The organism is Pseudomonas sp. LS.1a, from assembly GCF_022533585.1.
GTDB lineage: Bacteria > Pseudomonadota > Gammaproteobacteria > Pseudomonadales > Pseudomonadaceae > Aquipseudomonas.
In genome coordinates this window covers 2,910,510-2,923,182 of the sequence record NZ_CP092827.1, presented here as the reverse complement: position 1 = coordinate 2,923,182, position 12,673 = coordinate 2,910,510, and the positions used below count along the sequence as shown (strand labels likewise).

General features: G+C 64.4%; 12 protein-coding genes and 1 pseudogene. 12 read left to right on the top strand and 1 reads right to left on the bottom strand.

From position 1 onward, the window contains the following. The first annotated feature begins 4 nt into the window (after positions 1–4). From MKK04_RS13545 to ku, 10 genes and pseudogenes are all read left to right on the top strand, one after another. Entirely contained in the window at positions 5–1,288 is a 1,284-nt protein-coding gene (locus MKK04_RS13545; protein ID WP_241106807.1) for an NTP/NDP exchange transporter, read from the top strand. A gap of 148 nt (positions 1,289–1,436) precedes the next feature. Then, positions 1,437–1,613, top strand: coding sequence for a general stress protein (locus tag MKK04_RS13540; protein WP_063914622.1), 177 nt, complete (start codon positions 1,437–1,439; stop codon positions 1,611–1,613). 60 nt (positions 1,614–1,673) lie between these two features. Beyond that, positions 1,674–1,871, top strand: a complete 198-nt coding sequence (locus MKK04_RS13535) for a hypothetical protein (protein ID WP_063914623.1) — start codon at positions 1,674–1,676, stop codon at positions 1,869–1,871. 21 nt (positions 1,872–1,892) lie between these two features. After that, positions 1,893–3,227: pseudogene (locus MKK04_RS13530) on the top strand (iron-containing redox enzyme family protein). After that, positions 3,227–4,180 (top strand): methyltransferase, encoded by a 954-nt coding sequence (locus MKK04_RS13525; protein ID WP_241105563.1) that lies wholly within the window; start codon positions 3,227–3,229, stop codon positions 4,178–4,180. The pseudogene MKK04_RS13530 and the gene MKK04_RS13525 overlap by 1 nt, the downstream one beginning before the upstream one ends. A 6-nt stretch (positions 4,181–4,186) precedes the next feature. Continuing rightward, positions 4,187–5,293 carry a carboxylate-amine ligase gene (locus MKK04_RS13520; RefSeq protein WP_241105562.1) on the top strand — a complete coding sequence of 369 codons (1,107 nt, stop codon included), beginning with the start codon at positions 4,187–4,189 and terminating at the stop codon, positions 5,291–5,293. Between the two features lie 56 nt (positions 5,294–5,349). Then, positions 5,350–5,937 carry a phosphorylase family protein gene (locus tag MKK04_RS13515; RefSeq protein WP_207831963.1) on the top strand — a complete coding sequence of 196 codons (588 nt, stop codon included), beginning with the start codon at positions 5,350–5,352 and terminating at the stop codon, positions 5,935–5,937. Positions 5,938–6,300: 363 nt separating this feature from the next. Then, positions 6,301–6,765 carry a hypothetical protein gene (locus MKK04_RS13510; RefSeq protein WP_241106823.1) on the top strand — a complete coding sequence of 155 codons (465 nt, stop codon included), beginning with the start codon at positions 6,301–6,303 and terminating at the stop codon, positions 6,763–6,765. Positions 6,766–7,197: 432 nt separating this feature from the next. Further along, positions 7,198–8,103, top strand: a complete 906-nt coding sequence (locus MKK04_RS13505) for an SDR family oxidoreductase (RefSeq protein ID WP_207831964.1) — start codon at positions 7,198–7,200, stop codon at positions 8,101–8,103. Between the two features lie 74 nt (positions 8,104–8,177). Further along, positions 8,178–8,999: a non-homologous end joining protein Ku gene (gene ku / locus MKK04_RS13500; protein WP_241105561.1), complete on the top strand. Its 822-nt coding sequence runs from the start codon at positions 8,178–8,180 to the stop codon at positions 8,997–8,999. 296 nt (positions 9,000–9,295) lie between these two features. Here the strand turns inward: ku and ligD are convergent, their stop codons facing one another. Continuing rightward, on the bottom strand, positions 9,296–11,788 hold the full coding sequence (gene ligD, locus MKK04_RS13495) for a DNA ligase D (protein WP_241105560.1): 2,493 nt from the start codon (positions 11,786–11,788) through the stop codon (positions 9,296–9,298). Between the two features lie 127 nt (positions 11,789–11,915). Between ligD and MKK04_RS13490 the strand changes: the two genes are divergently transcribed. Next, on the top strand, positions 11,916–12,380 hold the full coding sequence (locus tag MKK04_RS13490) for a phosphotransferase system, HPr-related protein (protein WP_233687803.1): 465 nt from the start codon (positions 11,916–11,918) through the stop codon (positions 12,378–12,380). Further along, positions 12,377–12,601, top strand: a complete 225-nt coding sequence (locus MKK04_RS13485; protein ID WP_207831973.1) for a metallothionein — start codon at positions 12,377–12,379, stop codon at positions 12,599–12,601. The genes MKK04_RS13490 and MKK04_RS13485 overlap by 4 nt, the downstream gene beginning before the upstream one ends. The last annotated feature ends 72 nt before the right edge of the window (positions 12,602–12,673 follow it).

Here is a 12,673-nt window from a genome sequence, read left to right as displayed (position 1 = left end):
CACCATGGCAGCCTGGCGGCGGCGCCTGGACCAGGGGCTGAACATCCAGCCCGGCGAGGGGCCGGCGGTGATCGCCGGTGTGCTGCTGTTCTACCAGTTGTTCACTGGCTATTTCATGCTGCGCCCGGTGCGTGAAACCATGGGCGTTGCCGGTGGCGTGGACAACCTGCAATGGCTGTTTACCGGCACCTTCATCGCCACCCTGGCGTGTCTGCCGTTGTTTGGCTGGCTGGCCTCCAAGGTGCAGCGCCGGCACATCCTGCCCTGGACCTACGGCTTCTTCGCCAGCAACCTGTTGCTTTTTGCCGTGCTGTTCGCCCGCGACCCGGAAGCGTCATGGACGGCCCGAGCCTTCTACATCTGGTTGTCGGTGTTCAATCTGCTGAGCATCTCGCTGGCCTGGAGCGTACTCGCCGACCTGTTTTCCACCGCCCAGGGCAAGCGCCTGTTCGGCCTGCTGGCGGCCGGGGCCAGCCTGGGCGGGCTCAGTGGTCCCATCCTGGGTACGCTGCTGGTGGTACCGCTGGGCCATGCCGGTTTGCTGGTGCTGGCCGGGGCGCTTCTGCTGGGCAGCATCGGCGCGACGTTGTTCCTGCAACGCTGGCGAACGCGCCATCCACTGCCGGTACAAGCCGAGCGGCCGGACTCCCGACCACTGGGCGGCAACCCGTTTGCCGGTGCCACTGCCGTACTGCGCTCGCCCTACCTGCTGGGCATTGCGCTGTTCGTGGTATTGCTCGCCAGTGTCAGCACCTTCCTGTATTTCGAACAGGCGCGCATCGTCAGCGAAACCTTCACCGAGCGTACCCGACAAACCCAGGTGTTCGGCCTGATCGACACGGTGGTTCAGGCCCTGGCGATCCTCACTCAAGTGTTCCTTACCGGTCGCCTGGCTCGCCGTATGGGGGTGGGCGTGCTGCTGGTGGCGGTGCCGCTGGTGATGGCAGCGGGCTTCCTGTGGCTGGCACTGGCCCCGGTGTTCGCCGTTTTCGCGGTGGTGATGGTGGTGCGCCGGGCCGGTGAGTACGCGTTGGTGCGGCCGGGGCGGGAGATGCTGTTCACCGTGCTGCCCGCCGAGGACAAGTACAAGGCCAAGAACTTCATCGACACCGTGGTCTATCGTGGCGGCGACGCCTTGAGTGGCTGGCTCAAACGGGCGCTGGACGTGATGGGTGAGCATCCGCAACTGGCGATGCTGATCGGTACGCTGCTTGCCTTGGGTTGGGCGACGACCGGAGGTTGGCTGGGACGGCGCCAGGCGCGCCTGGATAGCACGCCGCGCGACTGACAGGCGCGCCAAATATGCTGGTGCCGCTTATTTAATGCCGCTGGTCCGAACGCTTCGCATTAAACCGAATCCGCCGGAATGACCGAACTCCCAACAGGTGTACGGCAGGTAATGCCGTGCATTCCGAAGTCATACGAGGTTTAAGACCATGGCCAACAAAGAGAACAGCCGCACCGGCAACCAGCAGGGCAGCCAAGGTGGCAACAAGAACCCGGGCAACTTTGCCAATGACCGCGAAAAAGCCTCCGAAGCTGGGCGCAAGGGCGGCCAGCAATCCGGTGGCGACCGTACCAGCGAATCGGGCCGCAAGGGCGGTCGTTCGTAAATGAGGCTACGCAGTGCCCGGGCGACCGGGCGCTGCGATCTTGCACAGAAGGAGAACCCCATGCGATTGATCCCTCTGATAGCCCTGGTGGGCACCCTTGGCTTGCTGGCTGGCTGTTTCGACCGGGATAACGACCACCCGGCAAAGGATGCCGACCAAAGCAAACCCTCGCTGCAGATGCAGCAACCCGGCGACAAACCTGCTCCGCAACCTGCTCCAGACCCTGAACCGATGCCCGGTCAGAAACCCAGCCAATAAAACGTGGACAAGGACTACCGCATGACGGCAATGACCCGCAAGACCGACGCGGTGGTACCGGCTTCGGCAAATGGGCCAGGCCTGACCGAGCGTTACAAGACGTTGCTCGAAGGCCCCGACACCACGAGCGCCGCGTGGCTCAGCGAACAGTTGTCACGTGCGCAACATTTGCCGGATGACCTGCCTGCCGATCCTGCTCAACTGGACGCCTGGAGCGCTCGCCATGCCAGCTAGGTGGCTGAAGCCTATGCGTATTACCTTGAGCAACGCCGCCAAGGTGCACCAAGGCGCTATTTTGCCAACCGCGCCCAGGCGCTGTGGTTCCTGCAACAGGTGGCGCCCACCAAGGCAGTGGACGGGGCATGGCTGCACAGCACCTTGCGACATTGGGGCGATCCCCGCTATCACGGGCTTATCCGCACCTACATGGAAGAGCTGGGCGGCGGCGATCCGCGTTGCAACCACGTGCTGATCTACCAACGGCTGTTGAGCCGGCTGGGTTGCCTGGTGCTGCCTGAGCTGGACGACCAGCGTTACCTGCAAGGCGCCTTGCAGCTGGCACTGGGGCGCTACGGCGATGATTTTCTTGCCGAGGTGATCGGCTACAACCTGGGCTACGAACAACCGCCGCTGCATCTGTTGATCACCACCTACGAACTGGCGGAGCTGGGCATCGATGGTCATTACTTTCAGCTTCACGTGACCATCGACAACGCGGCCAGCGGGCATGCGCATCTGTCCATCCAGGCGCTACGCCAACTCTGCCCGGTCGACGACGCTGGCCAGTTCTACCAGCGGGTGCGCAGTGGGTACCGCTTGAATGGCCTGGGGCTTGATACACCCAGCCTGATCAGCAGCTTCGATCTTGAAACCGAACTGCTGTCGGCACTGGAGCACAAGCGCTCCTTTGGCCAATTCATGCACGCCGACCATTGCCGCGTGCAAAAGCGCACCGTCAACCAATGGCTGGCCGAGCCCGGTGCCATGCCCGCGTTTTTGCTGGCCCTGCAGGCGCAGGGCTGGATCCGCCGCGGTGAGGAGCCTGCCAACAGCCGCTGGTGGGCGCTCATCGACGGCCCCTCGGCACCGATGTATGGCGTGTTCACCGCCTATGAAAAACAACTGTGGCACGACTGGATCGCGGCAGGCTGGCAAGCCCGGGGTCGCCGCGTGCTGCCTGGCAGCTGGGAGGTGCATGTGCAATTGGATGATGCGCTTACGATTCCTGCCCCGGACGCCGATATCGAGACCTTGATCGACAGGCTGTCCGGTAACCGCCATGCGACACCGGAAGGACTGCTGGCCACCCGGCGCTACCTGCAGGCTACCGGCCTGATTCAGGAGGCAACCCGCTGATGCTGCTCGATCCACTACAGATCCAGGCTGACCAGGCCATGCTGCAATTGGGCAAGCGCCTGCGTGCCGACGGCTACCGCTTCACCAGTGTCACCCCGGCAACTCATGCTCGGGTGAATGCGCGCCCGGAAGCCGAGCAGGCCAGCACCGCACGCGATGTGTTCGGCTGGAACCGTCCGTTCCGTTCGTCATTGGTTTCTGCCGATGAGCTGGATCAGATGCGGCGTGCCCAGGTGCTGAAGGCGCACGGGGAGTTGCTGCTCAGCACCGTGCGCTGGTCCACAATCGACGACCTGCTGCTGGTGCACTCCGCGTACCCCACCCAGGAAGCCGACGCGGTATTTTTCGGCCCGGACAGTTACCGTTTCGCCCAGGTCATCCATGATCATCTGCAACGCACTCCGAAGCGCGTCGAGCATGCCGTGGATATTGGTTGCGGCACTGGTGTCGGCGCCTTGCTGATTGCCCGGGCGGCGCCCCATGCCCAAGTCAGCGCCGTGGACATCAACCCGCTCGCGCTGCGTTACACCGCGATCAACGCGGCACTGGCGGGCCTGAGCAATGTGTCCGTGGAACCGAGTGATATCCTCGACGGCATTACCGGGCTGTTCGACCTTATCGTTGCCAACCCGCCGTACATGCTGGATGCCAGCGAACGTACCTATCGGCATGGCGGTGGTTCGCTCGGCGCGCAGCTGTCGCTGCGGATCGTCGAACAGGCCTGCGAGCGGCTGGGTTCAGGCGGCTCGCTACTGTTGTATACCGGCGTGGCGATCATCGACGGCCGGGACGCCTTGCTCGACGCCGTCCGCCTGCGCCTGGCGGGCCCGGCGTGGTCCTGGGTGTATCGGGAAATCGACCCGGATGTGTTTGGCGAACAACTGAGCGAACCCGGTTACGAGCAGGTCGAACGCATCGCCGCCGTGGTGCTTACAGTCACCCGCAACAGCTGAGGCAGCATGGCACGACCCTGCACGTTCGGCATCGAGGAAGAATACCTGCTGGTGAACCTGGACTCGGGGCGGGTGCCAGCCACACCTTCGCCAGCCGTGATCGGGCGTTGTCGCGAGGCGCTGGGCCAGCATTTTGCCCAGGAAATGTTCCGCAGCCAGATCGAAGTGGCCTCGCCGGTGTTTGCCAACCTGTTCGAGGCACGCGAGTTCTTCCAGCACAGCCGCCAGCGGCTGGGCACCGCGCTGGCCGAAGAGGGCATGGGCCTGTACGGCGCGGCAAGCCACCCCAATGCCGCCTGGCTGCGGCAGCAACCAGCCACCCCGGCGCACTACCGGCAACTGTTCGCGGACTACCGGCATGTGGCGCGGCGCAGCCTGCTCAACGGCCTGCACGTACACGTGGGCGTTCCGCCAGGCTGCGACCGCATGCAACTGATCAACCGCGTACTGGGCTGGCTGCCCTTGTTGCTGGTACTGAGTACGTCATCCCCGCTGTGGGCAGGCCAGTGCACCGGCTACATGAGCTACCGGCGAGTGGTTTGCGGGGAGTGGCCACACATGGGGCTGCCCGAGCCTTTGCCGGACTGGGCCGCCTACGAGCGCTACCGTGCCTTGCTGCAGCGCACCGGTTCGCTGGCCGCGGACGGCGACTTCTGGTGGGCGATCCGGCCTTCGCGACGCTTCCCGACGGTCGAACTGCGCATCTGCGATGGCTGCCCGCGGCTGGAGGACGCGCTGTGCATCGCTGCACTGTTTCGCCACCTGATCGAGCACAGCATCGTGTACCGGCATGACCCCGCGGCCTGCAACCGCGAGCAGCGCTGGATCACCCAGGAAAACTACTGGCGTGCCATGCGCCATGGGCGCCACGGTGAGTTCATCGGCCTGCACGGGCAACAGCCGGTTACGGCCGAAGGCTGGCTGGCCCAGTTGCAGGAGCATTTGCCGGTCGACACCGCAGACGCCGAACGCGCCTTCCACCATGCACACCACCTGCTGCGCGACGGCACCCATGCCGACCAGCAACTGCAGTGCCTGGCCCAGGCCCGCGCTGCTGGCCTGGGCAGGGCGCAGGCGTTACGGGCCGTGGTGGCCGCCGGGGCTTGCAATTAGCCGGGGTTGGCCGAAAATGGCCGCGCCTTTCGCAGCCACTCGGAACCACCTGCGCCATGATGCTGATCAAGCAATTCCCCGACATTTCCCTGGATGACACGCTGTTTGTCTTCGCCCTCGAAGCCGAGGCCGGCGAGGTATTCGCTGACGTCAACACCGTGTTCACCGGCATCGGCAAGGTCAATGCCGCCATCGCGCTGACCAAGGCCATTGCCACGCGTCGGCCCAGGCTGATCGTCAACCTTGGCTCGGCCGGCAGCCAGCGCCATGGCAAGGGCGAGGTGGTGTGCTGCACCCGCTTCGTGCAGCGCGACATGGACGTGACCCCGCTGGGCTTCGACCGCTACCAGACGCCTTTGTCGGACATCCCGGTGGTGTTGGAGCATGGTGCGCAGATCCCCGGCCTGGCCCTGGAAACCTGCGGCAGTGGCGACAGCTTCGAGATCAACCATGGCAATGCACCTTATGACGTGGTCGACATGGAAGCCTACGTGCTGGCGCTGATCGCACGCGGCGAAGGTATCCCGTTCGTGTGCCTGAAGTACATTTCCGATGATGCCGGCAGTGACGCGGCGCAGGACTGGGCGGTGCAGGTGCACCTGGCGGCCGAGGCTTTCCGGCGGGTGCTGTTCAGCCAGTCGTGACTGCTGGCAAGTCTGAAACGTGCCTTGGCCTGACATTCGGTATCTGGAACTCAGGCATACAGTACTAGTCTTAATATGTGGGAATATTTCCCACGCAAAGAGGCTGACTGGCTCTCAGGGATCGTGCGAAAACCGCAGTTGCTCGCTGACACTGCAGATCTATGGCCGCGCCGGTTGGCTGGCCGCTCCATGGGCGGTTGCGAACTCATTGGTCATTGCGTTTGTTACGGAGATGACGACGCAACGCCAAGCGGAGGTGCATCATGTTGCTCAAGAAATGTTTGTTGGCATTGGCAATTGGTGGCGTCCTGTCGGCATCGACCGTTCTGGTGCCCGACTACATCGGTAGTTTCTCCAGCGTGTATGCCAAAGACGGTGGCAGCGGCGGCGGTGGTGGTCACGGCGGTGGCGGCGGTTCTGGAGGCGGTGGCGGCCACGGTAATGGCGGCGGTGGCTCTGGAGGCGGTGGCGGTCACGGTGGTGGCAGCGGTGGCTCTGGAGGCGGCGGTCACGGTGGTGGTAGCGGAGGCAGTGGTCACGGTGGTGATGGCGGTGGCGGTCATGGCGGTCATGGCGGCCCGGGGGCCGGCGATGGTGACCATGGTGGCATGGCCGGCAAAGGCCCAGGCGATGCGCATGACAACGACAACGATGCGGCGGATGCCGCCAGGGACGCCGCCCGAGACGATGCTGATGCGGCCAGAGACGCTGCAAGGGCTGAGGCCGATGCTGCCCGGGATGCGGCAAAAGCTACCGCAGATGCAGCCAGAGACGCTGCCAGAGCCGAGGCGGATGCCGCCCGCGACGCCGCAAAAGCTGCTGGCGTAGCCGGCGCAGATGACGCCAGAGAAGCTGCCAGGGACGCGGCAGATGCTGCCCGCGACGCAGCCAGAGACCAAGCTGATGCAGCCAGAGATGCTGCCAGGGCTACGGCAGATGCCGCCAGGGACGAAGCCAAAGTCGCTGCCAATGCAGCCAGAGACGCTGCAAGGGCTGATGTGGACGACGCGCCAGACGCGCCAGATGCACCGGATGTGGACGCAGTTGAGGTACGGAACTAGTCGCTTTGAGTGACGTATCGACCGCTGGTCGGTGTATGGGCCAGTTGGAAAAAACCATCCATGGCGGTTTACCTCGAAATCGGTAGAGCGGCCTTCGCGGGCTTGCCCGCTCCCACAGGACTACCACCAGCTTCAATACCTGTAGGAGCGGGCAAGCCCGCGATTGGGCCAATACCGGTTTCACCAGAGGAGTGGCCCCATGTCCAGCAAACCCCACGACCAGTTCAGCATGCAGAACCCGCTGACCCAGTACCCGCACCCGCCATTCCCTGCCCAAGGCCAGCCGGCACCGGGGCTGGACGCCAACATGCAGCCCGAGCCAGACCACGGCGAAACCACCTACAAGGGCTTTGGCCGCCTGGCAGGGCGCAAGGCGCTGATCACCGGTGCGGACTCGGGCATCGGCCGGGCCGTGGCCATCGCCTTCGCCCGCGAGGGTGCCGACATAGCCCTCAACTATCTGCCCATCGAACAACCTGACGCGCGCAAAGTCATCAAACTGATCGAAGCCGAAGGCCGCAAGGTGGTGGCCATTGCCGGTGACCTGAAGGATGAGCAGTTCTGCAAGGAACTGGTCGACCAGGCCCACGAGCAACTCGGCGGCCTGGACATCCTGGTCAACGTCGCCGGCAAGCAGGAAGCGCGCAAGGACATCAGCCAGATCAGTCACGAACAGTTCGACCACACTCTGAAGACCAATGTCTACGCGCTGTTCTGGTTGTGCCAGGCGGCCGTGCCGCTGATGCCGGCGGGGGCGACCATCATCAACACCGCTTCGATCCAGTCTTACCAGCCTTCAGCCACCTTGCTCGACTATGCCACCACCAAGGCGGCGATCGTCGCCTTCACCAAGGCCCTGGCCAAACAGGTGATCGAGCGCGGTATCCGGGTCAACGCCGTGGCCCCGGGGCCTATCTGGACAGTGCTGCAACCCAGTGGTGGCCAACCACCGGAGAAAATCCCCGACTTTGGTGCGCACACGCCCATGAAGCGCCCAGGGCAGCCCGCCGAATGTGCGCCGGTGTATGTGTTGCTGGCCAGCCAGGAGTCCAGCTATATCACCGGCGAGGTATTCGGTGTGACGGGTGGCAACCCGCTGCCATAGGGCAGGGCAGCTAAACCTTCGCCGCCCGGTGCAGTCGATTCAGGTATTGGCAGGCAACCTTGGGAGCACCGCTAATGGCTCGGGCAATCTGGAAAGGCGCCATCAGTTTCGGCCTCGTGCACATCCCCGTGGCCCTCAATACCGCAGTGCGCACCGAGCGGGTCGATTTCGACTGGCTCGACAAGCGCAGCATGGAACCGGTGGGCTACAAGCGGGTGAACAAGGTCACCGGCAAGGAGATCGACAAGGACAACATCGTCAAGGGCGTTGAGTTCGAGAAGGGCCGCTACGTGGTGATCAGCGAGGAGGAAATCCGCAAGGCCCGGCCCGAGGCGACCCAGACGATCGATATCTTTTCCTTCGTCGAGGCCGGCGAGATCCCGCTGCAGTACTTTGATACGCCGTACTACCTTACCCCGGACCGTCGTGGCGGCAAGGTGTATGCCTTGCTGCGCGAAACCCTGGCCAAGACCGGCAAGGTGGCGCTGGCCACGGTGGTGCTGCACACCCGCCAGCACCTGGCGCTGCTGCGACCGCTGGATGACGCACTGGTGATGATTACCCTGCGCTGGCCGGAGGAGGTGCGCGGGCTGGAAACGCTGGAGCTGGACAGCAGTGTGACCGAGGCCAAGGTGGACAAGCGCGAACTGGACATGGCCAAGCGACTGGTGGCAGACATGAGCGGGCCGTGGAAACCGGCGGATTACCAGGATGTGTTCCGCCAGACCATCCTGGACCTGGTGGAGGAGAAGGCCAGCAAGGGCAAGATCGAGACGGTGGAGAAGGGCGAGGCGACGGAAGCGGGCAAAGGTGCAGATATCCTCGACCTCACCGAACTGCTCAAGCGCAGCCTGGGTGGCAAAAAGCCGGCGAAGAAGACACGCAAAGCGTCGTGAACCCTGGCGCTTGACGCAAGCCAGCAACGCAGGGCGCTGCACAGGACTTGTTGCGCTGGCAGGGACCTTGTGGGAGCGGGTTTACCCGCGAACACCGGCGAAGCCGGTGCCATGCACCGCGCTGGATGTTTCGCGGGTGAACCCGCTCCCACAGGGTGCGCAGGCTCGCCAGATAATCGGCCAGGGCTTCGGCGGCGCCGTACCAGCAGGCCGCAATGCCAGCGCCGCCATGCCAGAACCATGGGCCTGGCTCCTTGTTCAGGCACTGCGGGCGCAGCGTTTCAGGCAAGCCCTCATCAGGCCAGCCCCAGCTGCTTGCGCATGCCCACGGTGATCGATTGCCTTGTCTTGCCATAATCGGCCCAGGGGTCGTCCACATCGTCCAGACGCTCAAGCACATTGTCGATGTTCCACTGGTTGGCGCCCTTGAGTTGCGGCAGTTCCTCGCGCCAGATCGGCACGGATACCGGCAGGCCTTCACGCGCGCGCAGGGTGTAGGCGCAGGCGGTGGTCGCGCCCTTGCCGTTGCGCAGGTAGTCGATGAAGATGCGCCCGACGCGGTTCTTGGGCCCGGAAACGGCACTCAGCCTGTCGGGGAAGAGCCTGGCCAGGTAATCGACGATGGCATGGCTGAACGCCTTGACTTCATCCCAGCTGGCCCGCCGGGTCAGGGGCACGACCAGGTGCATGCCTTTGCCGCCACTGGTCTTGAGGAACACCCTCAAGCCCAGTTCATCCAGCAACGTCAGGGCCAGTTGGGTGGCTTCGAGCATGGCCTTCCACGGCAGTGCCGGGTCCGGATCGAGGTCGAGGACGAAGCGGTCGGGCTTGTCGAAATCCTTGTCGGTGGCGTTCCAGGTGTGCAGCTCGAGCATGTTCATCTGCACCGCTCCCAGCAGGGTATCGGCGCGGTTGATGACCATCGCTGCCTGGCCGGCCTCGGCCTTGTCGTAGCTGAGCACGTGGGGTATATGCAGCTGGCCTGCGTTCTTCTGGAAGAACAGCTCGCCGGTCAGGCCGTCCGGCGCGCGCACCAGTGCCACCGGGCGATCCTTGAGCTGGGGCAGGATCCACTGGCTGACGGCGGCGTAGTACTCGGCGACCTCGCGCTTGGTCACGCCGCGGGTGGCGTCGATTATCCGCTCGGGGTGGGTCAGGCGCAGCTCGCCCAAGACCTCTGGGGCCTTGGCCTGCTTGCGCTTGGGCAGGGTCTTGGCGGGCATGCTGCGCTCCAGGTCGATGGCGGTAGCCGGTTTGTCATCACGCAGGCCGTGGAACACCGAATGGCGCACGATGCCGTCACGGGTCATCTGGGCATAGGCGACTTCGGCCAGCAGCTGCGGTTTCAGCCAGTGCACGCCGCGGGCTTCGGCTCCCGCGGGCGGCTTGGGCAGAGCCGGCGTGTCGATTTCCAACGGTTCCAGCCGGGCATGGATGCTTGCCAGGGTGGTGGCACTGAAGCCGGTACCGACCTTGCCGGCATAGCGCAACTCGCCGCTGTCGTTGTCGTGCAAGGCCAGCAGCAGTGCGCCGAAACCGCTGCGGCTGCCTTTCGGGTCGGTGTAGCCGACGATCACGAACTCCTGGCGCTGCTTGCACTTGAGCTTGATCCAGTCGGGGCTGCGACGGCCGCTGTAGGGGCTGTCGACGCGCTTGCCGATCAGGCCTTCGAGTTGCAGCTGGCAGGCGCTGTCGAGCAGGGATTCGACGGGCTGGTCAAAGTCGGCGGAGTACCGGAGTACGTCCGATTCATTGTGTTCCAGCAAGTGCTGCAAGGTGCGGCGCCGGTCCTGCAGCGGTAACTGGCGCAGGTCCTGGCCGCCGAGGAAGGGCAGGTCGAACAGGTAATAGGTGATGTGCTCGTCATGTTCGGTGTCGAAGGCGTTCTGCAGCGCCTGGAAGTCCGCCGCGCCGTTCTCGCCGGCCACCACCACCTCGCCATCGAGCCAGGCCGCGTCGATGCCCAGCGCACGCAAGGCGGCAACCTGCCTGGGCAGCTTGCTGCTCCAGTCGTGGCCATTGCGGGTGAACAGGCGGACGTCATCGCCGTCGATGCGGGCAAGGATGCGATAACCGTCGAACTTGACTTCGTAGCGCCAGTCGCCGCCGGGCGGGGAGTCGACCAAGGTCGCCAATTGTGGCTGCAGTTGCGTCGGCAACGGCACCTTCCGGCCTTTGCTGGCCGGTTTGCGACGTGGTGCAGCGGCTTTTTTTGCTGCTGGCTTGCGCGGCACCAGCGTGCGGTCGCTGAGGACGCTGTCGGGCTGGGCGTCGACGATGCTGTAGTCGGCTTCGCTACGCGCCTGGCTGTCTTGCGACTTGACCAGCATCCACTGTTCCTTCTTGCCGGCCAGGTGGGTGCGAAACAGATTCCACACGCCGCCAAGCTTTTCGCCTTGCAGGCGGAAGCGCAACTTGCCCTTGGCATAGGCTTCGTGCGCATCGCCTTCGGGCTCCCAGATGCCCCGGTCCCAGACGATCACGTCGCCCGCGCCGTAATGGCCTTCGGGGATATGGCCTTCGAAATCGGCGTAGTCCAGCGGGTGGTCCTCTACGTGCACGGCCAGGCGGCGCACCTTCGGGTCCAGCGAGGGCCCTTTGGGGATTGCCCAGCTTTTCAGCGTGCCATCGAGCTCCAGGCGGAAGTCGTAGTGCAGGTGACTGGCGTCATGCTTCTGGATGCAGAACTGCAGCGCATGGGCCCGCTTGCCATGGCTGCGCTTGCCGCTGGGCTCGGGCGTGGCGTTGAAGTCGCGCTTGCGCGCGTATTCCTCTAGGGGCTTGGCCATGACGGCTCCGGGCGGTTCTGAGTCTCTATGGTGGGAGCCAGCGGCCCGGGCGGTAGTTCAAAAAAACTCTGAATCTTCAACGATCAGGTGCAGTCGACCGAATGAAGCCACTTGACGGAGAACACACATGGCCCGAGCAGATGAACCGAAGCCGTATACCCCGAGCGAAATCGACGACACCGAAGACCGCATGGGCAGCGTACATGAACTGGACTTCGACGAGCGCCTGGATGAGCGCGAGGGGCGTGTGGGCGACGAGCGCCCGGCCGCGGACGTGGCCCGCGAGTTCCCGCCCCGGCGCGTGGCCGAAAGCGGCATGACCGGCGGCGAAGCGCTGAGCGACAGTTTGCACGAAGACAACGTTACCTACGACGACCTGAGCCCGGACACCCTGCTGGATGAGACCGGCGCCCGCGACCCGCATGAGCCTGGCAGCACCGGCGGACCGGCAGACAAGACCCTGCGCCGGGTGGAGGCCCATGAAATCGGCGGCGGCATAGGCCTGGACGAAGCCGAACTGGCCCGCTCCGCACCGCTGGATGGCGAACCGTGGACTGATGATGTAATCGATGACGAGGAGAGCAAGCCATGAACGAACTGCGTTGTGCCTGTGCGCATTGTTCCTGCACCGTGGATGCCAACGCCTTGCAGCTCGAAGGCAAGGTGTATTGCTGCGAGGCCTGTGCCAGCGGGCATCGCAATGGCGAGCCGTGCCGGATGCCGGATTGCCACTGTGGCGAAAAGACCGGGGAGAGCGCGGTGGACAATGCGCTGGACGAGACTTTCCCGGCGAGTGACCCGATTTCACCCTGAAACAACGCCGTCCCATAGCTTCTGCATAGGTTTATGGGGCGGTGATGGTCCTGTGGGAGCGGCCTTGCGTCG